16 protein-coding genes are annotated in these 24,265 nt (G+C 70.6%); 11 read left to right on the forward strand and 5 right to left on the reverse strand.

Annotated features, from left to right (window positions below):
• Positions 1-8: 8 nt before the first annotated feature.
• The 3 genes from AKH00_RS13600 to AKH00_RS13610 form a co-directional block, all read right to left on the reverse strand.
• The gene (locus tag AKH00_RS13600; RefSeq protein WP_050723282.1) at positions 9-827 is read right to left on the reverse strand and encodes an energy-coupling factor transporter transmembrane component T; all 819 of its coding nucleotides are present in this window, start codon (positions 825-827) and stop codon (positions 9-11) included.
• The gene (locus AKH00_RS13605; RefSeq protein WP_050723283.1) at positions 824-2,614 is read right to left on the reverse strand and encodes an ABC transporter ATP-binding protein; all 1,791 of its coding nucleotides are present in this window, start codon (positions 2,612-2,614) and stop codon (positions 824-826) included. Before AKH00_RS13605 ends, AKH00_RS13600 begins: the two co-directional genes overlap by 4 nt.
• Before the next feature lie 92 nt (positions 2,615-2,706).
• Entirely contained in the window at positions 2,707-3,249 is a 543-nt protein-coding gene (locus tag AKH00_RS13610; RefSeq protein WP_050723284.1) for an ECF transporter S component, read from the reverse strand.
• 158 nt (positions 3,250-3,407) lie between these two features.
• Here AKH00_RS13610 and AKH00_RS13615 point away from each other — a divergent pair, with 158 nt between their 5' ends.
• The 10 genes from AKH00_RS13615 (at position 3,408) to AKH00_RS13660 (ending at position 20,371) form a co-directional block, all read left to right on the forward strand.
• On the forward strand, positions 3,408-9,701 hold the full coding sequence (locus AKH00_RS13615) for an Ig-like domain-containing protein (RefSeq protein ID WP_050723285.1): 6,294 nt from the start codon (positions 3,408-3,410) through the stop codon (positions 9,699-9,701).
• Positions 9,702-9,875: 174 nt separating this feature from the next.
• Positions 9,876-12,158 (forward strand): carbon starvation CstA family protein, encoded by a 2,283-nt coding sequence (locus AKH00_RS13620; RefSeq protein WP_050723286.1) that lies wholly within the window; start codon positions 9,876-9,878, stop codon positions 12,156-12,158.
• Position 12,159: 1 nt separating this feature from the next.
• On the forward strand, positions 12,160-12,405 hold the full coding sequence (locus AKH00_RS13625) for a YbdD/YjiX family protein (RefSeq protein ID WP_235556778.1): 246 nt from the start codon (positions 12,160-12,162) through the stop codon (positions 12,403-12,405).
• A gap of 45 nt (positions 12,406-12,450) precedes the next feature.
• Positions 12,451-13,635 carry a sensor histidine kinase gene (locus tag AKH00_RS13630; RefSeq protein ID WP_050723287.1) on the forward strand — a complete coding sequence of 395 codons (1,185 nt, stop codon included), beginning with the start codon at positions 12,451-12,453 and terminating at the stop codon, positions 13,633-13,635.
• Positions 13,636-13,639: 4 nt separating this feature from the next.
• On the forward strand, positions 13,640-14,371 hold the full coding sequence (locus tag AKH00_RS13635; RefSeq protein ID WP_050723288.1) for a LytR/AlgR family response regulator transcription factor: 732 nt from the start codon (positions 13,640-13,642) through the stop codon (positions 14,369-14,371).
• A complete protein-coding gene (locus tag AKH00_RS13640) occupies positions 14,368-14,742 on the forward strand; it encodes a Co/Zn/Cd cation transporter (protein ID WP_050723289.1) in 375 nt (124 codons plus the stop codon). Before AKH00_RS13635 ends, AKH00_RS13640 begins: the two co-directional genes overlap by 4 nt.
• Positions 14,739-16,196 carry a sodium/solute symporter gene (locus AKH00_RS13645; RefSeq protein WP_050723290.1) on the forward strand — a complete coding sequence of 486 codons (1,458 nt, stop codon included), beginning with the start codon at positions 14,739-14,741 and terminating at the stop codon, positions 16,194-16,196. Before AKH00_RS13640 ends, AKH00_RS13645 begins: the two co-directional genes overlap by 4 nt.
• Positions 16,197-16,476: 280 nt before the next feature.
• On the forward strand, positions 16,477-16,740 hold the full coding sequence (locus AKH00_RS13650; protein WP_082297638.1) for a type II toxin-antitoxin system Phd/YefM family antitoxin: 264 nt from the start codon (positions 16,477-16,479) through the stop codon (positions 16,738-16,740).
• Positions 16,737-16,991: a type II toxin-antitoxin system RelE family toxin gene (locus AKH00_RS13655; protein WP_050723292.1), complete on the forward strand. Its 255-nt coding sequence runs from the start codon at positions 16,737-16,739 to the stop codon at positions 16,989-16,991. Before AKH00_RS13650 ends, AKH00_RS13655 begins: the two co-directional genes overlap by 4 nt.
• Before the next feature lie 221 nt (positions 16,992-17,212).
• Positions 17,213-20,371: a S8 family serine peptidase gene (locus AKH00_RS13660; RefSeq protein ID WP_050723293.1), complete on the forward strand. Its 3,159-nt coding sequence runs from the start codon at positions 17,213-17,215 to the stop codon at positions 20,369-20,371.
• Between the two features lie 264 nt (positions 20,372-20,635).
• On the opposite strand, the gene AKH00_RS13665 is transcribed toward AKH00_RS13660, so the two are convergent.
• Together AKH00_RS13665 and AKH00_RS13670 are read right to left on the reverse strand one after the other, a co-directional pair.
• The gene (locus AKH00_RS13665; RefSeq protein ID WP_050723294.1) at positions 20,636-21,553 is read right to left on the reverse strand and encodes a pirin family protein; all 918 of its coding nucleotides are present in this window, start codon (positions 21,551-21,553) and stop codon (positions 20,636-20,638) included.
• Complete coding sequence (locus AKH00_RS13670) at positions 21,553-21,912, reverse strand: GNAT family N-acetyltransferase (protein ID WP_050723295.1); 360 nt, start codon at positions 21,910-21,912, stop codon at positions 21,553-21,555. Before AKH00_RS13670 ends, AKH00_RS13665 begins: the two co-directional genes overlap by 1 nt.
• A 202-nt stretch (positions 21,913-22,114) precedes the next feature.
• Between AKH00_RS13670 and recQ the strand changes: the two genes are divergently transcribed.
• Positions 22,115-24,181 carry a DNA helicase RecQ gene (recQ, locus tag AKH00_RS13675; protein ID WP_050723296.1) on the forward strand — a complete coding sequence of 689 codons (2,067 nt, stop codon included), beginning with the start codon at positions 22,115-22,117 and terminating at the stop codon, positions 24,179-24,181.
• Positions 24,182-24,265: the final 84 nt, after the last annotated feature.

Below are 24,265 nucleotides of genomic sequence, written 5' to 3' on the forward strand. Positions count from 1 at the left end.
GGTGCCTTTCAGGGCAGCTGCCAGGGGAAGAACGCCGTGAAGATCGCGGCGGAGACGGCGAGGCACAGGACGATGAACACGGTGTCCCGCGTGCGGAACGGGACCAGGTGCCGTTCGGTGCGGGTCGGGTGCGCACCGAAGGCGCGGGAGTCCATCGCGAGGGCCACCCGCTCGGCATGACGGATGGCGCCGGCCAGCAGCGGGACGATGTAGCCCCAGCCGCGGGCGACGCGCGCGAACGGGCCATTCCCGCCGTGATGGCCGCGGACGCGGTGGGCGGCGCGGATGACCGCGAGCTCGTGCCCGAAGCGCGGCACGAACCGGAACGCCGCGAGGGCCGTGTACCCGATGCGGTACGGCACGCGGAGCTGCTGCACGCTCGCCCGCACGAGGTCGGGGCCCGTCGTGGTGACTCCGCCGATCAGGGCGAGCGCGATGATCGTGCCCAGCCGCAGCCCCGTGGCGAAGCCGATCGCGAGCGCTCCCTGATGCAGCGTCCACGCGCCGATCTGCAGCACGGCGGGGGTGTCGGCCACGAGCGCGGCATCGACCCACAGCGAGAATCCGACGCCGATCGCGAGGATGCCGAGGGGCAGGATGCCGAACAGCAGCGCCGCGAGGCGCCCCGTGAGCCGTGCACCCACGAGGACCGTCGCGAGGGCGAGCACGAGGAACGCCGCCGGCGTCGCGAGGTCGCGCACGAAGATGAGGAGCACCATCGCCGGGGCGACGCCGGCGACCTTGGCGAGGGGGTTCAGGGCGTAGAGGAACTGCCGCGGGGAGGTCGCGACGACGGCGGCATAGGGATCGAAGACGGACGCGCTCATGGGATCGACTCCCCGGCGGCCGCGAGCACGCGCTGAAGGGGAGGCAGGCGCAGACCCGCGGCGCGGAACGTGTCCTCCCCGAGGAACAGCGCCGACGTCTCGCCCGCCGCATGCACGCGGCCGTCTCGGAGGATCAGCGTGTGCGTGGCGTGTTCGGCGACGAGCTGGAGGTCGTGGGTCACGATGAGGATCGTCGTGCCCTCGTCGCGCAGTCCGTGCAGCAGATCGAGCAGCTCCGACGCCCGGGCGCGGTCCTGGCCGAAGGTCGGTTCGTCGAGCGCGAGGATCCGCGGTCGCGTGATGAGCGCCGTCCCGACAGAGAGCCGGCGCTTCTCCCCGCCGGACAGCAGGAAAGGATGCACCTCCGCCTTGGCCTCGAGGCCGAACCGCGCGAGCATCGCACCGACGCGCTCGGCGATCTCGGCATCCGATGCGTGCCGCAGCCGCAGGCCGTGCGCGAGCTCGTCGAACACCGTGTGCGCGATGAACTGGTGCTCGGGGTTCTGGAACACGAAGCCGATCCGGCTCGCGAGGTCGCGCGGAGACGCCGCGCCCGGGTCGATCCCGTCGACGACGACCTGGCGCTTCGGCGGCGGGACCACGCCCGCGAGCGCCTGCAGCAGGGTGGTCTTGCCTGCGCCGTTCGTGCCGACGATGGCCGTGAGGGTCCCCGGTGCGACCTCGAGGTCGACCCCGTGCAGGATCTCGGTGCGCCCGCGCCGGACGGTGAGGCCGGTGGCGCGGATGATCGGCGTGGTGCGTTTCGTCTCGTCGCTGCGCTCCTCGCGGGGCGACCGGGGCCAGGCCGCCCCGCGAGCGGAGCGAGCGCCGTGCTGAGCGAGCGCAGTGAGTCCAAGTGACGAAACGCCGTGAGCCGCTCCGCGGTCGCTGGCGCGTTTCGTCTCGTCGCTGCGCTCCTCGCTCAACGACCGGGTTGTAGTCAGCGCGGTGGCGAGTTCCTCGGGCGTGAGGGGCAGCGGATCGAATCGTGCCCCGGCATCCTGCATCCGGAGCGCGGCGATCGTGGCGGCGGGCAGCCAGACGCCCATCGCGAGGAGCTCCTCGACGTGGGTGCGGATGACGTCGGCGGGCGCCCCGTCGAAGGCGACGCGGCCGGACCCGTCGAGCACGATCGTCCGGGTGACGAACGACATCGCCGCATCGAGGTTGTGCTCGACGAGGAGGATCGCCCTGTCGCCCGCGGCGATCACATCGGCGAGTGCGGCGTAGACGTCGTCGATGCCCTGGGGATCGAGGTTCGCGGTCGGCTCGTCGAGCACGATGAGCGGCGACCCCATCGCCAGCGCGCAGGCGATCGCGAGGCGCTGGCGTCCGCCGCCGGAGAGCCGGTCGGGGTTCTCGTCGCGGCGCTCCCACAGGCCGACGCGTCGCAGGGCGTCCTCAGTGCGCGCGTGCACCTCGTCGAGCGGCAGCAGGAGGTTCTCGGGGCCGAAGGCCACTTCGTCGTACACGGTGCCGGTGACGATCTGCGCGTCCGGGTCCTGGAACACCATCGCCACGCGGGTGCTGAGCGCAGCCGTGAGGGCGTCGGCGGTGTCGAGCCCGCCCGCCGTGACCGTGCCCGTCATGGTCGCGGGAACCGCATGCGGGATGAGTCCGTTCAGCGCGAGCGTCAGTGTGGACTTGCCTGAGCCGGACGGCCCGAGCAGCAGCACCACCTCGCCGGCGTGGATGTCGAACGTGACGTCTCCGGGGGAGGGGTGCGCGGCATCCGCGTGCGTGATCGAGAGGTCGCGCACGCTCAGCAGAGGCTCGGTGGAGCGCACGGCATCACCCCGGGTCGGCGGATCGGTACCCCTCTAACTTAGCCGAGCCTTACCTACCTCCGCCATGTGGCCGTGGAGCCGGACGGTGTGGGTCAGCGGCGGGCGACGCCGGCGCGGCTGAGGGCGGTGCCGACGGCCATGCCCACGGCGGTCCAGGCGATCGGACCCAGCACCGAGAGCACGAGGTAGGCGATCTGCGCCCAGAGCGGCTGCACGCCGAGGTGCGCGGCGAAGAACACCACGATCGCGACGAAGACGCCGATGACCGCGGCCGAGAGGAAGAACCGCCATGCGCCCCAGGCCCGGTAGCGGGTGAGTGCGGCGACGCCCTCCTGGATCGCTCCGAAGAGCAGGGCGGTGCCGAGGAAGCGGAGCGTCCACGCGGGGTTGAAGGCGCTCGCGATGAGCGCCGCGATCACGTGCGTCACCAGGGCGACGAGCGGACGTCGGAGCACTTCCTGCGCGATGATGCCGGGCAGCACGTGCGAGCCGAGCACCAGGCCGTACAGGAATGCCGGCCCGGCGAGGACGGGCAGTGTGACCCAGCCGGCGATGCCGCCGAGGATGCCGGTCGCGACGCCGATGGCCGCGCAGACGAGCAGCACGCGTGTCGTGAGAAGAGGGGTACGGGCCACCGTTCCAGCCTACTTGTGCGAGATCGCGCGGGCAGTGGCGGGTGGCCGTGAGAAAGGTGTTCGCCCGGGATGCCGGGAGGGGATGCCGCATATCGGTATGCCAGTTGTGTATACCGGTATGCCCGTTTTCGAGGTGCGCGCGCTCATACGATTTTCGGATGGTCAGGACGGGGTGGGGCCGCCGATTCGGCGCGGCCGGGGCGGCAGTAGCACTCGTTGCGACGGGGATCGTCGTGCTCGACGACGACTCGTCGGCGGTCGCGGCGGTGTACGCGCAGTGCCAGAACCAGGACTCCCTCGACTGGGCATCGCTGCCGGATCGCTCCTCTCCCACGACCGTCACGGGCGACGGCGTGACCTACGCCCTCACCCGCGACGATCAGGCACCCGTCACCGGGAGCCCCGCGCCACCCCAGGTCGACTACGCCACCGTCAAGACCGCCGTGCAGGGCAATCGCTCGGGGTACTACTCGCTGGCGATGGATCCCCGGAACCTCACCGATCACGAAGAACTGATCCTCACTCCCGACAACCCGGTCGCCGGGTTCGAGCTCACACTCCTCGACGTCGACATCCGCACGGACGGCGGCAACTACCGCGATGTCGCCGTCGTGAGCGCGTCGCTGCGCGGCACTGCGGTCACGGCCACACCCTCCGCGCTCGGCAGCGCCGTGCAGTACTCCACCCGAGCCGACGGCGCGGCAGTCGTCACCGGCATCGCCTCCGCCGACAACACCAGTGAGAACGCCAACGCGACGCTGGCCTTCCCGAGCCCCGTCGATCGCATCGTGATCCGCTACGAGACGGGGGCTCCTCCGCTCGGCGGCAACAACCCGACGCAGCAGCTGATCGGCATCGACGACTTCCGCTGGTGCGGGCTCTCCACCGGGGTCGCCAAGTCCGTCTCCGCGGCCACCTTCGACAGCGGTCACTACACCGTGAACTACGACTACACGCTCGAGAACAACGGCGGACCCGGCGGCTTCGATCCGCAGATCGTCGAGGACCTCGCCGCACGATTCGGCACCTACGTCTCGGGAACGCCGACCGCGAGAGGGACCTACACGGTCGGTGCGACCACGATCGTCACGAACTCCGTCATCCCCGTGTCGGCGTCGGCAGGATTCACCGGTTCAGGCACGAGCAAGGGCATCCTGACGCCCGGGGTCGGTGCCCTCGGCTCCGGCGAGAAGATCGTCGTCCGTGTGCCGGTCACCTTCGTCCCGGCGGCCCTGCCCTTCTCCGTCACCAACCAGGTCACCGGCACGCTCGACTACTTCGCCCACGACAACGGGACGGTCGAGGGCGATCAGACCGACCGGTCCACGAACGGCTCGAACCCGGATGCCGACGGCGACGGTCATGCCGACGACGATGGGGCCACCACCCCGCTGACCATCCAGGGCACACCGGTCATCGACCTCACGGTCACGGACGATGCGGGTGGCCGAGCCCGTGAGGGCGAGTCGGTCAGCTTCACCTACACCGCGGTGAACCGTGGCGACGTGCCGCTGACCGGGGTCACGATCGACGGCGCGACGCCGGCGCTCGTCTGCACCCCTGCCCAGCCGGCGGCGGTCCCGGTGGGCGGGCGTCTCGTGTGCACGGGCACCCGCGTCGTGGGGGCACCGGACGTCGCGCGAGGCGTCCTCGTCGAGTCGCCGACCGTCACCGCGCAGTCCACGGTCGGCTCAGCCCGCGACGCCGACACGGATACGGTGCCCGTGGTGCCGAACCCCGTCGCCCAGCCCGACACGGGGAACGGGGCGCAGGGTCAGCCCCAGCGCATCGACCCGCTCGCGAACGACACCCCGGGAGCCGCAGAGGTGCCGCTCGACCCGGCGACCCTCCGCCTGCTCGACGCCGACGGCCAGCCCACGGAGCGGCGGGTCGTCGCCGGGGAGGGCGCGTACGAGATCGATCGCGCGGATCCGCAGCGACCGGTCGTCGTCTTCACGCCCGAGCCCGGTTTCGCGGGCACGGCGACTCCGATCCCGTATCGCGTGGCCGATGGTGACGGCATCATCGCGAGATCGACCATCACGCCTGCGGTCACCCCTCAGGCGCCCACCGCGGCACGTGACGAGACGTCCGGTCCGCAAGGGATCGCCCAGCGGATCCGGCCCCTCGACAACGACACGGCAGGGCACCCCTCCGTGCCGATCGACCCGACGACGTTCACACTCCTCGATGCCGCCGGTTCGCCTGCCGCGTCCGTCACGGTCCCGGGGCAGGGCGTCTACACCGTGGAGTCCGGTCCGCAGGGGCCGACCGTGGTCTTCACGCCGCAGCCGGACTTCGTCGGCGCCGCCGTGCCGGTGTCGTACCGGATCGCCGACAGCCGCGGCGCGACCGCCACGAGCACGTATGCGCCGACGCTCACCGCCGTCACGCCCGTCGCGACAGCCGACACCGGCGAAGCACGCCAGGGCGCTCCCGCACGCATCCCGCTCCTCGCGAACGACCGGCCGGGCGACCCGGCCGTGCCGCTGGTCCCCGTGACCACGACCCTCCTGACTCCCGAAGGGGTGCCGGCCGACACGGTGACCGTCCCCGGTGAGGGGGTCTACACGCTGGAGAACGGACCGGACGGACCGACCGCGGTCTTCACCCCCGAGCCCCGCTTCGCGGGCACACCGACCCCCGTCGTCTACCGGGTCGCGGACGCCAACGGCACCACGGTGACGGCGACCGTCACCCCGCGGATCGTCGCGGTCACGCCGACCGCGTCACCCGACACGACGACCGGAATGCAGGGTCAGCAGCAGCGGATCGACGTCACGACCAACGACACCCCGGGTGATCCCGGCGTCCCGCTGGACCCCGCGAGCGTCACCCTGCTGCAGAACGGGGAGCCGGTGCGAGAGATCGTGACCGCCGGTGTGGGCACATACTCTCTCGGGCCGTCGGGGACCATCATCTTCACGCCCGAAGCCGCCTTCAGCGGTCCCGCGCCCGCCGTGGCGTATCGGATCGCGGACGCGAACGGTACGACGGCGGAGTCGACGTACACGCCCACAGTGACGGCTGTGGTGCCGGTCGCGAACCCCGACCAGACGACAGGGCGACAGGGAGCCGTGCAGCAGATCGATGTCTCGCTGAACGATGCCGCGGGCGATGCCTCCGCACCCCTCGTGCCGGCATCCGTCCAGCTGCTGAACGCGAACCGCGAGCCGGTTGCCGAAGTGGTCGTCGACGGAGTCGGCACGTACTCGCGCGGTGCGGGCGGAGTCATCGTGTTCACGCCGCTCCCCGCGTTCACGGGTGACGCTCCCGGAGTGCCGTATCGGATCGCGGATGCGAACGGCACGACGGCGGAGTCGACCTACACCCCGACTGTCACCCCGGTGACGCCGACGGCGAATCCCGACGCGACGACAGGCCCGCAGGGTCAGGCGCAGCAGATCGATGTGTCGACGAACGACGCCGCCGGCGATCCGGCCGTTCCGCTCGACCCGGCGTCCGTGCAGCTGCTGAACGCTGCAGGTGAGCCGGTGGCCGAGGTCGTGGTCGACGGAGCCGGGACCTACACGCGGGGCACCGGTGGAGTGATCGTGTTCACACCATTGCCGGACTTCGTCGGCACAGCCACGCCGGTGCCGTATCGGATCGCGGATGCGAACGGGACGTTCGCCCGCTCGACGTATACCCCGACCGTCACACCAGCCCCGGGCGTTCCCGTGGCGGCACCGGATGCGACGACGGGTCCGCAGAATCAGCCGCAGCGGATCGACGTCTCGCTCAACGACACCCCGGGCGATCCGGCCGTTCCGCTGAACCCGGCGTCCGTGCAGTTGCTGAACGCGGCGGGCGAGCCCGTCACCGAGGTCGTGGTCGATGGTGCGGGCACGTATACGCGCGGTGCGGGCGGGGTCATCGTGTTCACGCCACTGCCGGAGTTCACGGGGACCGCTGCCGCTGTGCCGTATCGGATCGCGGATGCGGATGGCGTGACCGCGGAGTCGACGTACACCCCGACCGTGACCCCGGTCGTCCCGACGGCGTCGCCGGATGCGACGACGGGCCCGCAGGGTCGGGCGCAGCAGATCGACGTGTCGACGAACGATGCTCCGGGTGCTCCGGACGTGCCGCTCGACCCGGCGTCAGTGCAGCTGCTGAATGCGGCGGGTGAGCCGGTCGCGCAGGTCGTCGTCGACGGTGCGGGCACGTACACGCGGGGCGCGGGCGGAGTGATCGTGTTCACCCCGTTGCCCGAGTTCACGGGCACGGCGACTGCGGTGCCGTATCGGATCGCGGACGCGAACGGGACGTTCGCCCGTTCCACGTACACTCCGACGGTGACCCCGGTCGTCCCGACGGCATCGCCGGATGAGACGTCCGGCCCGCAGGGGCAGGCGCAGCAGATCGACGTGTCGGCCAACGACACCCCGGGTGCCGAGGACGTGCCGCTCGATCCCGCAACCGTGCAGCTGTTGAACGCGGCGGGTGAGCCGGTCGCGCAGGTCGTCGTCGACGGCGCCGGCACGTACACGCGCGGTGCGGGCGGAGTCATCGTGTTCACGCCGTTGCCTGAGTTCGTCGGCACCGCGACCGCTGTGCCGTATCGGATCGCCGATGCGAACGGGACGTTCGCCCGCTCCACGTACACCCCGACGGTGACTCCGGAGCCGGGTCGGCCCGCCGCCCTCCCGGACACCTCGACGGGCCCGCAGGGTCGGGCCCAGCAGATCGACGTCTCGCTCAACGACACCCCGGGCGATCCGGCGGTGCCGCTGGATCCCGCGTCCGTCGAACTGCTGGATGCTGCCGGGAACCCCACGACGGAGGTCGTGGTCGACGGCGCGGGGACCTACACCCGGGGTGCGGGCGGAGTCATCGTGTTCACGCCGCTGCCCGCGTTCACGGGCACGGCGCCGGGTGTGCCGTATCGGATCGCAGACGCGGACGGCGTGACCGCGCAGTCCACCTACACCCCGACGGTGACCCCGGTCGTGCCGACGGCCTCGCCGGACGCGACGTCCGGCCCGCAGGGTCAGGTGCAGCAGATCGACGTGTCGGGCAACGACACCCCGGGCGCCGACGATGTGCCGCTCGATCCTGCATCCGTGCAGCTACTGAACGCAGCGGGTGAGCCGGTCGCGCAGGTCGTCGTTGACGGTGCGGGGACGTACACCCGAGGCGCGGGTGGGATCATCGTGTTCACGCCGTTGCCCGAGTTCGTCGGCACCGCGACCGCTGTGCCGTATCGGATCGCGGACGCGAACGGGACCTTCGCCCGCTCGACCTACACCCCGACGGTGACCCCGGAACCGGGTCGGCCGGCGGCGCTCCCGGACACCTCGACGGGTCTGCAGGGCGCGGCGCAACAGGTCGACCCCCTGCGCAACGACACTCCCGGTTCCCCGGACTCCCCGTTGGATCCCGCCACGACGACCCTGATCGACGACGACGGAGATCCGGTCGGCACGGTCGCAGTGCCTGGCGTGGGCGAGTACACCATCGAGCGCCCGAGCGGCGAGAGCAGGATCGTGTTCACGCCGGATCCGAGCTTCTCCGGCACGGTTCCGGCCGTCACCTACCGGGTGTCGGACTCGGAGGGAGTCACCGCGCAGTCCACGTACACGCCGACGGTGACCGCAGTGACCCCGATTGCGACCCCCGACACGACGACGGGAGTGCAGGGTGAGCCGCAGCAGGTCGACGTGTCCGCAAACGACACGGCCGGTCATCCCTCGGTTCCGCTGACGTCTTCCTCCGTCACCTTGCTGAACGCCGACGGGCAGGTGGTCCCCCAGCTCGTCGTCGACGGGATCGGCGCCTACTCGCGCGGATCAGGTGGCGCTGTCGTCTTCACCCCCGAACCGGACTTCGTGGGAGCGGCCCCGCCCATCCGCTACCGCATCGCCGACGCGAACGGCACGACCGTCGAGACGACCTACACGCCGACCGTCACGCCGACACCCCGTCCGGCTGCCTCTCCTGACACGTCGAGCGGACGCCCGGGCGAACCCCAGAGCATCGACCCGCTCTCCAACGATCGCGCCGGCAGCCCCGCTGTCCCGCTCGACCCGTCGACGCTGGTGCTCCTGCAGCAGGACGACACCCCGACCGCTCGAATGGAGGTGCCGGGGGTCGGCGTGTTCATCGCCATCGCTGAGCCCGACAGCGCCCGACTCCAGTTCCTTCCGGAGCCGGACTTCATCGGCACCACCCCCGAAGTGCGCTACCGCATCGCGGATGTCGACGGGGAGACGACCATCTCCACGTACCAGGCAGTCGTCTCGGCCGAGGATCCCACGACACCTCCCGTCACCACACCGCCAGCTCCGCCCGCACCGAAGGGAGACGTCCGCTCCGGGCCTCTGGGGGCGTTGGCGGCGACCGGTGGGGGCGCAGGCCCGATCGGACTCGGATCCGCCCTGCTGCTCGGTGGCATCCTTCTTACGCTGTGGAGTCGACGTCGCCACGTGAGCCGCGGCACCGACAGCTGACCGCACGGACGGCTGACCCGACGGACAGCCGACCGCACCGCTCGTCTAGCCGACCGCACCGCTCGTCGCCCCGTCCACACCGCTCGTCGCATGACGCCTCCCACGGCATCCCATCGACCATCGGCGATCTCTACCGTGGGGGAACGCAATGACGCGCACCCTGAGGAGAACCCCATGACCGCATCCTCGCCGCACAGCCGCGGCGCCGCGAGTGTCGATGACGACCCCATCATCGCCACCGACCCGAAGCTTCCCCCGGTCGCCCTGACCGAGGCTCACCACGAGAGGTCCAGCCGCTGGACCTTGCCGAAGATCCTGCTGTGGACGGCCATCGCGCTGCTCGGCGGTGTCGCCTGGGTCATGCTCGCGATCGTCCGCGGCGAGACCGTCAACGCGATCTGGTTCGTGTTCGCCGCGGTGTGCACGTACCTGATCGGGTACCGCTTCTACTCCAAGGTCATCGAGCGCTACATCACGCGCCCCGACGACCGCAGGGCCACGCCCGCCGAGGTCAAGCAGGACGGCAAGGACTACGTCCCCACCGACCGCCGCGTGCTGTACGGCCACCACTTCGCGGCCATCGCCGGCGCCGGTCCTCTCGTCGGGCCGGTGCTCGCCGCGCAGATGGGCTACCTCCCCGGCACGATCTGGATCATCGTCGGCGTCGTGCTCGCCGGTGCCGTGCAGGACTACACGGTCCTGTTCTTCTCGATGCGCCGCGGCGGCCGCACGATCGGCCAGATGGCGCGCCAGGAGCTGGGCAAGATCGGCGGCACGGCCGCGATCATCGCCTCGCTGCTCATCATGCTCATCATCGTCGCGATCCTCGCGCTCGTCGTGGTGAACGCGCTCGGCGAGAGCCCCTGGGGCGTCTTCTCGGTCGCGATGACCATCCCCATCGCGCTCTTCATGGGCGTGTATCTGCGCTACCTGCGCCCCGGCAAGGTCACCGAGGTCTCGCTCATCGGGTTCGTGCTGCTGATGGCCGCGATCATCGGCGGCGGTTGGGTCGCCGGCACCGAGTGGGGTCAGGCGATCTTCCACCTCGACCGCACGACCATCGCGTGGGGCATCATCGTCTACGGCTTCATCGCCGCCGTGCTCCCGGTCTGGCTGCTGCTCGCCCCGCGCGACTACCTCTCGACGTTCATGAAGATCGGCGTGATCGTCATGCTCGCCGGTGCGATCGTGCTCGTCCGCCCGGAGATCACCGTCCCGGCGGTCAGCATCTTCGGCGAGAACGGCATGGGGCCGGTGTTCGCCGGTCCGCTCTTCCCCTTCCTGTTCGTGACGATCGCCTGCGGAGCCCTATCGGGCTTCCATGCCCTGATCGCCTCGGGCACGACCCCGAAGCTCGTCGAGAAGGAGCGCCAGACGCGTTTCATCGGCTACGGCGGAATGCTCATGGAGTCGTTCGTGGCGATCATGGCCCTCGTGGCGGCGATCTCGATCGACCAGGGCATCTACTTCGCGATGAACGCCCCGACGGCGGCGACAGGGGGAACCGTTGAGGGAGCCGTCGCCTTCGTGAACTCTCTGGGCTTGACGGGGGTGAACCTCACACCCGAGATGCTCACGGGGACGGCGGCGGCGGTCGGCGAGGAGTCGATCGTGTCGCGCACGGGCGGTGCCCCGACGCTCGCCCTCGGCCTCGCGCACATCATGCAGCAGGCGCTCGGCGGTCAGGCGCTCATGGCGTTCTGGTACCACTTCGCGATCATGTTCGAGGCGCTGTTCATCCTCACCGCGGTGGATGCCGGAACTCGCGTCGCGCGTTTCATGCTGCAGGACTCGATCGGCGCCTGGTTCCCGAAGTTCCGCGACGTCTCGTGGCGTCCGGGCGTGTGGATCTGCACCGCGATCATGGTGGCCGGTTGGGGAGCGATCCTCATCCTCGGCGTGACCGACCCGCTCGGCGGCATCAACACTTTCTTCCCGCTGTTCGGCATCGCGAACCAGCTGCTCGCCGCGATCGCGCTCGCCGTGGTGCTCGCGATCGTCGCGAAGCGCGGACGCAGTTATTTCAAGTGGCTGTGGATCATCGGGCTGCCGTTGGCGTTCACGGCGGTCGTCACGATCACGGCTTCGTTGTACAAGATCCTGTCGCCGGTGCCCGCGATCGGCTACTGGGCGAACCACGTCAAGTACCGGGATGCGCTGAGTTCGGGTGACACGTCGCTCGGCGAGCCGAAGGTGCTCGAGGCCGTCATCCGCAACACGGCCGTGCAGGGCACGCTGTCGATCATCTTCGTGACGCTCGCGATCGTCGTGATGATCGCCGCGGTGATCGCGACCATCAAGGCGATCCGCAACGGTGGCGGCGAGAACACCGAGGATGCGCCGGTCGCCTCCCGGCGCTACGCCCCCGCGGGCTTCCTGCCGACGGCCGAGGAGCGCGAGCTCGAGAAGCAGTGGGAGCCGATCCTCGCCGACGAGCGCAGGGCATCGTCGCACTGAGATGACCGACACCATGAATCGGACGGATGCCGTGGCCATGGCCCTGCGGACGCTCTGGTGCACCGCGGGGCGGGTGGGCCGCGGCATCCGCTGGTACATGACGACGCTGATGGGCGACACGGCCTACGCGACCTATGTCGCCCATCACCGTCGTCACCACCCCGACGAGGAGCCGGTGACCGAGCGGCAGTTCTGGCGTCAGCGCATGGACGACCAGGACCGCAACCCCGGTGCCCGCTGCTGCTGACGAGGGTGACGCCGGGTGCCGAAGCCGGATGCTTAGGCTGAGGGCATGAACGATGTCGTCCTCGCCGCGATCCTGGGCGCGCTCGGCGGCATCGTGCTCACGGTTCTCCTGGTGCTCGCGCGGCGGTTCGCCCGGGGATCGGCCGACCTCGGCAGCGACGCGGAGCGTGCGGCGCTGCAGGCGCTTCATCAGGCGAGCCTCGCGGCTCCGCACCTGCGCGCGGGGTTGACGGGGCCCGACGTGGTCAAGGCCGCCCGACATCTCCGGGTCCTGCTCGGCAGTGCGGCGGTGGCGATCGTCGGCGACGGCGACGCGCTCTCGTTCGACGGTCCGTCAGACGGTCTGGAGTCCGCGGCGCTGCGGATCGCGCGGGCGGTGCGGGAGTCGGGTCGTCGGCAGGTCTTCCCGTCGCCGGACGGGCGCACCGACGATCTGGAGGCGGTGGGCGCCCCGATCCTCGTCGATGGGCAGGTCGTCGGCGCGGTCGTGGCCTTCGCGGCCCCGGTGGGTGCGGCGCTCGTGCGGGCGGCGGAGGAGGTTGCGGACTGGTGCGCCGCGCAGGTGGAGCTCGGGAGCCTCGACGCCTCGCGCACGCAGTTGGCCGAGGCGGAGCTGCGCTCGCTCCGCGCACAGATCTCGCCGCACTTCATCTACAACGCCCTCACCGCGATCGCGTCGTTCATCCACACCGATCCGATGCGGGCCCGCGACCTCGTGCTGGAGTTCGCCGACTTCACGAGGTACTCGTTCCGGCGCCAGGGCGAGTTCACGACGGTCGCGGAGGAGCTCGGCAGCATCCACTCCTTCCTCGAGCTCGAGCGGGCACGGTTCGGGGAGCGCCTGCGGGTCACGCTGCAGATCGCTCCCGAGACGCTCGCGACGGTCATCCCGTTCCTGTCGGTGCAGCCGATCGTCGAGAACGCCGTGCGGCACGGGATCGAGCCGGGCGAGGGTGGCGGTGAGATCCGCATCGTCTCCCGCGACGACGGCACGCACACGGAGGTCACGGTCGAGGACGACGGCGTCGGCATGGATCCCGATGCGCTGCGGGCGACGCTGACCGCCGTCGACGACGGGCTGCACGTGGGGCTGCGCAACGTCGACACCCGGCTGCGGCAGCTGTACGGCGCGGACGGCGGACTCGTGGTCGAGACGAACACGGGCGCGGGTACCCTGGTGCGCATGCGGGTGCCCAAGTCGCAGCCGCAGCACGATCCCGAAGGCGACTGAACTGATGACAGAGGTGCGCACGATCGACGTCCTCGTCGCCGACGACGAGAGACCGGCGCTCGACGAGCTCGTGCATCTGCTGCGACTCGACCCGCGGATCGGCGACATCCTGACGGCGTCTTCGGGGGCGGAGGCATTGCGGATGCTGTCGCAGCGCGCCGTGCGTATCGCATTCCTCGACATCCATATGCCGGGGCTTCTCGGCACCGAGCTGGCGAGGTCACTGCTCGCGCTCGCCGCACCGCCCGCCGTGGTCTTCGTGACGGCCGACGAGGCGCGTGCGGTCGAGGCGTTCGAGCTGCGTGCCGCCGACTACCTGCTCAAGCCGGTGCGCGTCGAGAGGCTGCGCCAGGCGGTCGACCGGGTCATCGACCTCGGCGAGGTCGCGGCTCCTGTCGACGAGGAGATGCTGCCGGTGACGGTGGGATCGACCGTACGGTTCGTCCGTCGCAGCGAGGTGCGCTGGGTCCAGGCGCAGGGCGACTATTCGCGTCTGCACACCGAGGGCGGCGGGCATCTCGTGCGCATCCCGATCTCCGAGCTCGAGGCGCGATGGACGGATGCCGGTTTCCTTCGCATTCATCGCTCCACCCTCGTCCGTGCGACGGCTGTCGCGGAGGCGCGTCTGTCGGGATCCGACCCGGTCGTGGTGGTCGACGCCGCCGTGCTGCCGGTGAGCAGGCGGCTTGTACCGTCGGTGCGGGAGGCGCTTCTGCGCGCGGAGGGCGCGCCGTGACCGAGACGCCGAGACGGGTGCGGGTCACGGCCGATGCGCCCGCCCGACGGTCGACGCCGGCCACGCGGGGGATCGCCCTGCCCGGTTCTCCGGTCGACGAGGCGGATGCCGTGTTCGCGCGCGCCCTCATGCGCAGCCAGCTGCGACTCGCGCTCGGCACGGTCGCGGGGTTCGTGCTCGTGGTGATCGCGCTGACCCTGACGATCGCGCTGATCCCTGAGATCGATCAGTTCGTGGTGTGGGGTCTGCCGCTGTCGTGGCTGCTGCAGGCGTATGCGTTCTATCCGATCATCCTCGTGTTCGCGGTGCTGTACGTGCGCACGGCGGCACGCAACGAGAGGCGCTTCCGCGCGCTCCGGGACCGCGAATGAACGCGGTGCTCGACCTGGTGGGCATCGCCCTCGTCGTGGTGGCAACGCTGCTGATCGGCGTCTACGGGCTGCGGATCTCCCGCACCACGGGGGACTTCTTCGTCGCCTCGCGCACGGTGCGGCCGGTGTGGAACGCCTCGGCCATCAGCGGCGAGTACCTCTCGGCCGGCACCTTCTTGGGGCTCTCAGGGCTCGTGCTGCTCGACGGCGCCCGCGGGTTCTGGTTTCCGATCGGATACGCGGCCGGGTACCTGCTGGTGCTCGTCTTCGTGGCGGCACCTCTGCGCCGCAGCGGCGCGTACACGATCCCCGACTTCATGGAGGCGCGGCTCGAATCGACCGCGGCCCGCCGCGTGACGAGCATCGCGGTGCTCGTGATCGGCTGGCTGTACATCGTGCCGCAGCTGCACGGCGCGGGCATCACCCTGCTCGTCGTCGCCGGGGTGCCGGAGTGGGTGGGCGCTGTGCTCGTGGCGGTGCTGGTCGCGGCGGCGGTCGCCGCGGGAGGCATGCGGGCGATCACGTACGTGCAGGCGTTCCAGTACTGGCTCAAGCTCACGGCGCTGCTCGTGCCGGTGGTGTGCATCGCGTTCGCGCTCAGTGGCGGTCCGCACGATTTCGACCCGGCGCTGGTGTTCCCGGCGGAGGCGGGCCCCTCGGGTTTCGACGCGTATGAGACGGCATCCCTGCTCCTCGCGCTGCTGCTGGGGACCATGGGGCTGCCGCATGTGCTGGTGCGCTTCTATACGAGTCCGACCGGCGTGTCGGCGAGACGCACGACGGTGATCGTGATCGGCATGGTCAGCGCGTTCTATGCGGTGTCGAGCACCATGGGGCTCCTCGCCCGCATCGCGGCCCCAGACCTGGCAGTGCCCGGTGTCGCCGACACGGTCGTGCTGCTGCTGCCCTCCCGGGTCTTCCCGGGAGCCCCGGGTGAGCTGCTCACGGCGCTCATCGTCGCGGGAGCGTTCGCGGCGTTCCTCGCGACGTCCGCTGGCCTCGTGGTATCGCTTGCCGGCGTGATCAGCCAGGACGTGTTCTCGGGATCCGTGCGGTCGTTCCGGCTGTCGGCGGTGCTGTGCGCGCTCGTGCCGCTCGCGGTCGCGTTGCTCACGGCTCCCGCGGGGCTCGGGTCGAGCGTCGGGGTGGTGTTCGTGGTGGCCGCGTCGACGCTGTCGCCCGTGGTGCTGCTCGGGGTGTGGTGGCGAGGTCTCACGGCCCGGGGAGCGGTCGCGGGGATGCTGTCGGGCGGCCTCGCGGCGGGCCTCGCCCTTCTGGTGCATGCGGCCGTCGGCGGGGTGGGCGTCGCCGCGCCGTATCTCGCGCAGCCGGCCGCGTGGACCATCCCGCTCGCCACCGCCGTGACCGTGACGGTCTCGCTGCTCGACCCCCGAGGCCCGTCCCCGCGCATGGCGCGATTCCTCGCCCGGGTGCACTCTCCGGAGCGGGGCTGAGCGACCGGGCGAGGCGGTATGCCGGAATACGTTCCGACGGCGCGCCGCAAAGGTACGCGACCTCCGCACTGCAGGCGATGGCGTCGACGGTGGATCCGAATGGGTTGGCGTTGAAGACGGCGACGACGTTTGAGCAGCCGGGTGGGTCGGGGGTGGTTGCGGCGTCTCACCTGGGCGCTGCCGGGGCGACGGTGGCGGGTGCTCCGGCGTCGGCACGAAACGGACGCGGATGCGACTCCTTGAACAGTGCAAAACGTACGTTTCGCGCTATCCTGTACTCATGAGTGAGATCGCGATAACCGAGGCCCGTAGCCGTCTGGCGTCGATCATCGACGATGCGCGCACCGAGCCGGTGTATCTGACTCGCCGTAGCAGGCCGGTGGCGGCCGTCGTCGACACTTCCCTCTTGGAGCGGCTCCTGGCCGATGCTGAGGAGCTCGCAGATATCCGTGCCGTGGACGAGGCATGGGAGGAGACGGAGCGTCTGCAGGAGACGCCGATCCCGTGGGACGACGTCAAGCGAGACCTCGGACTGGTGCAGTGACCTACACGCTGTGGGTTCTTCCCGTGGCGGCTCGCGCGATACGCAAGCTCCCGCCGGAGGCGAAGCGGCGAATAGAGGGAGTCATCGAGACGCTGGCCGATCAGCCGCGACCGCCGGCCGCGACGAAGCTCACCGGACGCCCGGAATGGCGCGTTCGCACCGGCGATTACCGTGTGCTCTATCGCATCGAGGATCAGATCCTCACCGTGGTCATCGTTCACGCCGCGCATCGACGCGACGTATACCGATGATCGGCCACGGCCCCGGCTCGGGGGCCAGTCCGGCCATCTCCCCGCTGCCTGGGAGCACTCCCACCGGGAAAGAGCGACAGGAAATGACGTACTGGCCTTTCGTCTAGGTTTCGACCTCGAACCTGGCAATCCCGTGTGAGTCCGGGTTACTTTGAGCGGCGTTGCGGCAAGAGGCCGCACAACGATCATCGGAGAGTCACATGGGTCGAACACCCCTCCGGATGGCAGCGGCCACAAGCCTGGCCGTGCTGTTCGTCGCGTCGACGGCAACCGTAGGATACGCAGGCGTCGAGGAGGTGAACGCACCCACCCCGATCGAGGGCACGCCCGGACAGTACATCGTCGTACTGAAGGCCGACCCCCTCGCCAGCTACGAAGGCGGCGTCGACGGCATCCAGGCGACGAAGCCCGCCGAGGGCGAGCAGCTCGAGACCGAGTCGCAGGACTCGCTCCGCTACGTGAAGCACCTCGAGGCCGAGCAGCAGACCGTCGCGCAGGAGGCCGGCGTCACTCCCGACACGACCTACCAGGTCGTGCTCAACGGCTTCAGCGCGCAGCTCTCGGGTGAGCAGGTCGACACGCTCCGCGCCTCGAAGGACGTCTTCGGCGTGTACCCGGACTTCATCCGCCACCCCGACGCGCAGACCTCCACGAGCTTCCTCGGACTCGGCGACGACAAGAAGGGCAAGGGCGGCGTCTGGCAGCAGACCGGCGGCGTCGACAAGGCCGGCGAAGGCGTCGTGGTCGGTGTGATCGACACAGGCATCGCCCCCGAGCATCCGTCGTTCCAGGGCAAGAAGCTCAAGCAGCAGAAGAAGGACAAGAGTCGCCACAAGGGGCGCGAGCCGTACACCGACGGCACGAACGTCTACTTCGACAAGTCCGACGGCGGACGCTTCCAGGCCACCATGGTCGAAGGCCAGGGCTGGGACAAGAGCGACTACTCCAGCAAGCTCATCGGCGCGCAGTACTTCTCCTCGGGCGCCGCCGCCGCAGGCTTCGACTTCCAGTACGACTACCTCTCGCCGCGTGACGGCGACGGCCACGGCTCGCACACCGCCAGCACTGCAGCCGGCAACTTCAAGGTGAAGGCAGCGGTCGAGGGCGTCGACTTCGGCACGATCTCGGGTGTCGCGCCCGGCGCCAAGGTCTCGGCCTACAAGGCCTGCTACGTCGGCCCGGACCCCACCGTCACCACCGACGACATCTGCGCCGGCAGCGACCTCATCGCCGCGATCGACCAGGCCGTCGCCGACGGCGTCGACGTGATCAACTACTCGATCGGCGGCGGCGCGGCATCCACCGTCCTCGCCCCCGAGGACATCGCGTTCTTCAACGCGGCCGCCGCCGGCGTCTTCGTCGCCGCGAGCGCCGGCAACGACGGACCCGACTCCGTCACCGCCGACCACGCCTCGCCGTGGTACACGACCGTCGCCGCGTCGACCATCCCGACCTGGGAGGGCACCGTGCAGTTCGACGGGTTCGCGCAGGCCGGCGCCTCGGTCAGCGTGCCGTTCGGCCAGACCGTCACCGGACCGTCGGTGTACGCCGGCGACATCCCGGCATCCGGCGCCTCGGGTGCGGATGCTGCGCTCTGCCTCCCCGGAATGCTCGACGCCGCCCGGGCCGCAGGGCACATCGTGGTCTGCGACCGCGGCAACAACGCACGCGCCGAGAAGTCTCAGGTCGTGAAGGATGCCGGAGGCATCGGCATGGTCCTCGTGAACGTGCCCGGCGGAGCCGACTCGCTCGACAACGACTTCCACGCCGTGCCGACCGTGCACCTCGCCTCCGCGTACCGCGCGGCCGTGCTCGCCTACGTGCAGGGCGGCACCGATCGCCCGATCTCGCTCGTCGGCAAGAACACCACCGGTGTCACCACCCCGACGCCGCAGATCGCCGGCTTCTCCAGCCGCGGACCGATGCTCGCCGACGGCAGCGACGTCATGAAGCCCGACATCGCCGCCCCCGGCGTCGCGATCCTCGCCGCCACGAACAACGACCCGGGCGAGGCGCCGACCTTCGGCATCCTGTCGGGAACGTCGATGGCGTCGCCGCACATCGCCGGCCTCGCAGCCCTGTACCTCGGCGAGCGGCCCCTGGCCAAGCCCGCCGAGATCAAGTCCGCGATGATGACCACCGCGTACGACACGGTCAACGCCGACGGATCGCCCAACCGCGACCCGTTCTCGCAGGGTGCCGGTCAGGTCGACCCGAAGCGAATGTTCAACCCGGGCCTGCTGTACATGAACGACGTGGTCGACTGGATGGCTTTCCTCGAGGGCAAGGGGCTCGCCGACTTCCCCGGTGACCCCATCGACGGCAGCGACCTCAACGCCGCGTCGATCTCGATCGGTTCGCTCGCCAGCGCGCAGACCGTCTCCCGCACGGTCACGTCGACCGAGAAGGGCACGTTCACGGCATCCGTCGACGTCCCCGGCGTCGACGTGACGGTGTCGCCGTCGACCCTGAAGTTCGACCGCGCGGGCCAGAAGGCGACCTACACGGTCACGTTCGACAACCAGAGCGCACCCGTCGAGCAGTGGGCGACCGGCTCGCTCACCTGGACGAGCAAGAAGAACACGGTGCGCTCGCCGATCGCGGTGTTCCCCGTCACGGCGGATGCTCCCGCCGAGGTCACGGGCACGGGCGTCGACGGGTCGACCACGGTCGAGATCACCCCCGGTCTCGACGGCGATCTGCCGCTCGGGCTCTCGGGCCTCACCCCGTTCACGCTGCTCGAGGATCCTGACGGCCGCGTCGTCGGGCACTCGGGTGACGAGGCATCGGGTGACGCGAACAAGGACGTGTCGTGGATCGTCGACGTGCCCGAGGGCACGACGCTGGCACGGTTCGACCTCGATTCGTCGGACGACACCGGCAGCGACCTCGACCTGAGTGTGTACCGGGTGGTGAGCCCCGACGACCTGCGGTACTACGAGCAGTGGAAGTCGGCCACCGGATCGGCCGATGAGCAGGTCACCGTCGCCGCCCCGACCGCAGGCACCTACCTGGTCGTCGCGAACGTCTACGCCACCTCGGCGCCGATGACGTGGGACATGACCTACGCCACGGTGCAGCCGGGAGGCGACGGAGCTCTGACCGCGACCCCGAACCCGATCGCCGCCGTGCGCGGTGAGAAGACGAGCTACGACCTCAGCTGGTCCGGCCTCGCCGCCGGCACCCGGTACCTCGGGCTCGTGCAGTACGGGGAGTCGGCCGTGCGCACGATCCTGACGGTCGAGACGCCCGCCGCGGCGGACGTGCCGGACGCCGGCGCGCCGGAAACGGAGGCGCCGGAGACGGAGGTCCCGCCGACGGAAGCTCCGCCGACAGAGGCTCCGCCGACGGAGGCTCCGGAGACCGACCAGCCGGAGTAGTCGCAACCGGTCGTTGAGCGAGGAGCGCAGCGACGAGACGAAACGCGGTGAGGAGTCGTACGGACCTCACCGCGTTTCGTCTCGCTCCGCTCGCTCAACGACCGGGGTGCTCACCGCGTTTCGTCTCGCTGCGCTCGCTCAACGACCGGGGTGCTCACCGCGTTTCGTCTCGCTCCGCTCGCTCAACGACCGGGGTGCTCACCGCGTTTCGTCTCGCTGCGCTCGCTCAACGACCGGCGGCTCGACGATCGAGAGCGGCTCGCGTCAGATCTTCCGCCCGCGGGGCATGAGCCGCACGTCGGGCAGGGGCGGCGCCGGGATGCGCACGTCGTGCCCCTCGACGACGCCGAAGCGGTCGGACGCCGCCTCCCAGTCCTCCCGCGCCGACACGATCTCCTCGTGGGTCCTGCCGGCGAAGTTCCACCACATGACGATGTCGGCCTCGAACGGTTCGCCACCCACGAGGAACAGCAGGGCGCCGTTCGCGCTCGACACCTCGACCTCGTTCCGCGCATCGCCGAGGTAGAGCATGTCGTTCAGCTCCATCGGATGCTGTGACACCACGGCATCCCCCTCGACGAGCATGATCCCGTGCTCCCAGTCGCTCCGCAGCGGCAGCCGCACGGTGCTCCCCGCGGCGATCGCGATCTCGGCCCCGACGATGGGCGTGTGCACGGTCGCCGGCGACGTGATGCCGGCGAACTCCCCCAGCACGACCGTGGCCGCGGCATCCGCTCCCTCGACGGCCATCAGCCGGACGCCGGGAAGGTCGGTGTGACGCTCGAACCCGCCCGCCCCGTGACGGGCGCTCTCAGGCAGCACGACCCAGAACTGCAGCGCATCGAGCGGCACAGGTCCCTCGCCGATCGAGTACTCCGAGTGCGAGATGCCGTTGCCTGCGGTCATGAGGTTGAGCTGCCCGCGGCGCAGGTCGGCGTCGCTGCCGAGCGAGTCGCGGTGGCGGATCTCGCCGACCAGCGGCCAGGTCACGGTCTGCAGGCCGATGTGCGGGTGCGGCTCGACGCGCATGCGCGTGTCTGCGGGCCCGAACCGGTCGAGGAAGCACCATGCGCCGATGGTCGGCAGGTTGCGGTGCGGCAGCAGGCGCAGCACGTTCATACCGCGCACGCCGCCGAGCGGCACCTCGCGCGGCTCGAGGACGATGCGGCGTTCGCCGATCATCAGGAGTCCGCGGGATCGGTGCCGGCGGCAGCCGTGCCGGCGGCGTCCGTGCCGGCGATCGGGGCCGGGCGCTGCGGCCAGCGGATCTCCGCACCGGGGATCTCGTGCGTCGTCAGGTACTTCGCGATGTAGGGGCACAGCGGCACGATCGCGTCGCCCGTCGCCGCGGCATCCGTCAAGGCGTCTTTCGCGAGGACGCCCGCCACACCCTGCCCCTGGAACGCCGGGTCGACCTCGGTGTGGATGAAGCGGATCGCGCCGGGGCGCTGCTGGAACTCGGCGAAGCCGGCGAGCGTGTCGCCCGAGTGGATCTCGTAGCGGGAGGCGTCGTCGTTGCGGGTCACGGTGAAGTCGGTCATCGGATGCTCCTTCGGGCGTCTGCGTCCAACCTAACCCCGTGCGGCGTGGGGCGGGTGGAAAACGGAGGCCGTCGGCGATGTGGGCGGCGCGCCGGGGCGGGACTCGCCGGCCGGGTCTTCGCGGCTCTCGGTTTCCCGGTCGCTTCCGCGCGGGTGTGGGGGACGGGTGTCCGGTGTCGGCGGGGGTCGTTACGCTGGGGGGATGCCGCAGACTCCCCGTGACCCGTACGAGGACCTGCCGTTCGCGGACGAGCCGCCGTCCGACGGATGGGACGGCGACGGGTGGGAGCCCTCCGAGCCCCCGGAGCCGATGGACTGGGAGCCGCAGGGCGCCGGGTTCGAGCCTCCGCTGGACTGGGGCCCCGGTCCGAGCACGCGGGTCGCCGCAGCCCCGGCATCCGGTCCCGCTGCTCCTGCCGTGCGCCGCGCGACGCCGAGCCGGTTCGCGAGCGCCCGCGAGGCCCTGCACACCGTCTTCGGCTACGACGAGTTCCGCGGCGACCAGGCAGCGATCGTCGAGCAGGTCATCGGCGGCGGGGATGCCGTCGTCCTCATGCCGACCGGCGGCGGCAAGAGCATCACGTACCAGGTGCCCGCACTCGTGCGCGAAGGCACGGGGCTCGTGATCAGTCCGCTCATCGCCCTCATGCACGACCAGGTCGACGCGCTCCGCGCGAACGGCGTCAAGGCCGCGTACCTCAACTCCACGCAGTCGATCGACGAGCGCCGCGACGTCGAGCGGGCCTACGTCGCCGGCGAGCTCGACCTCCTCTATGTCGCCCCCGAGCGGCTGTCGAACCCCGCGACGACGGCACTGCTGCAGCGCGGCACCCTCAGCGTCATCGCGATCGACGAGGCGCACTGCGTGTCGCAGTGGGGCCACGACTTCCGCCCCGACTACCTCGCCCTCGGCGACCTCGGCGAGCGGTTCCCCGGCGTGCCGCGCATGGCGCTGACCGCCACGGCCACCCGCGCCACCCACCAGGAGCTCACCGAGCGCCTGCACCTCGACGGCACCGGTGGGGCAGCGGCCGCCAAGCACTTCGTCGCGAGCTTCGACCGACCGAACATCCAGTACCGCATTGTGCCGAAGGTCGATCCCCGCAAGCAGCTCGTCGCGTTCATCCGCGAGCAGCCGGAGGGGGCGGTCGGCATCGTCTACGCCCTCAGCCGCAAGTCGGTCGAGCAGACGGCCACCTACCTCGCGGCGCAGGGCTTCGACGCCCTGCCCTATCACGCGGGTCTGCCGGCCGAGGTGCGCGCGGCGAACCAGTCGCGGTTCCTGCGGGAAGACGGCGTCGTGATGGTCGCGACCATCGCGTTCGGCATGGGCATCGACAAGCCCGACGTGCGTTTCGTCGCGCACATCGACCTGCCGAAATCCGTCGAGGGGTACTACCAGGAGACGGGTCGCGCCGGTCGCGACGGCCTGCCCTCGATCGCCTGGATGGCCTACGGGCTGGGCGATGTGGTGCAGCAGCGCCGCCTGATCGACCAGAGCCCGGGCGACCGCACGTTCAAGATGCGCATGGGGCAGCACCTCGACGCCATGCTCGCGCTGTGCGAGACCGTGCAGTGCCGCCGCCAGAACCTGCTCGGCTACTTCGGTCAGGAGTCCGAGCCGTGCGGCAACTGCGACACCTGCCTCGAGAAGGCCGACACCTTCGACGGGCTCGTGCCCGCGCAGAAGCTGCTGTCGACGATCGTGCGACTCAAGCGCGAGCGCAATCAGGCGTTCGGCGCCGGGCACCTGATCGACATCCTGCGTGGGGCGTCGACCGAACGCATCCGTCAGCAGCGGCACGACGAGCTCGCGACCTACGGCATCGGCGCCGACCTGTCCGACCAGGACTGGCGCAGCGTCGTGCGGCAGCTCCTCGCCCGCGGCATCCTCGCGGCGCAGGGGGAGTACGGCACCCTCGCCCCCGGCGCCGAGGCACCCGGGGTGCTGAAAGGGGAGACCGCGGTACCGCTGCGCAAGGACACGATCGGGCGGCCGGCGTCGTCGTCGCGCGCCCGCAAGGCGAGTGCAGCGGATGCTCTGGATGCCGGTGACCGCGGACTCTTCGAGGCGTTGCGCTCCTGGCGCGCCGGCGTCGCCCGGGAGCAGGGCAAGCCCGCCTACGTCGTCTTCGGCGATGCGACCCTGCGGGCGCTCGCCGAGCACCGCCCCACGTCGTTGGCCGATCTCGAGGGAATCACCGGCATCGGCGAGAAGAAGCGCGAGGCCTACGGAGAGGACGTGCTCGCGGTCATCGCCGCGGCCTGAGACCGCCGACAGCAGTCGACTCCGGCCGTCCCAGACACGACCGTCCCAGACACGACCGTCCCAGACACGGGCGTTTTCAGCCGC

It is taken from the genome of Microbacterium sp. GCS4 (genome assembly GCF_001262495.1).
Classification (GTDB): domain Bacteria; phylum Actinomycetota; class Actinomycetes; order Actinomycetales; family Microbacteriaceae; genus Microbacterium.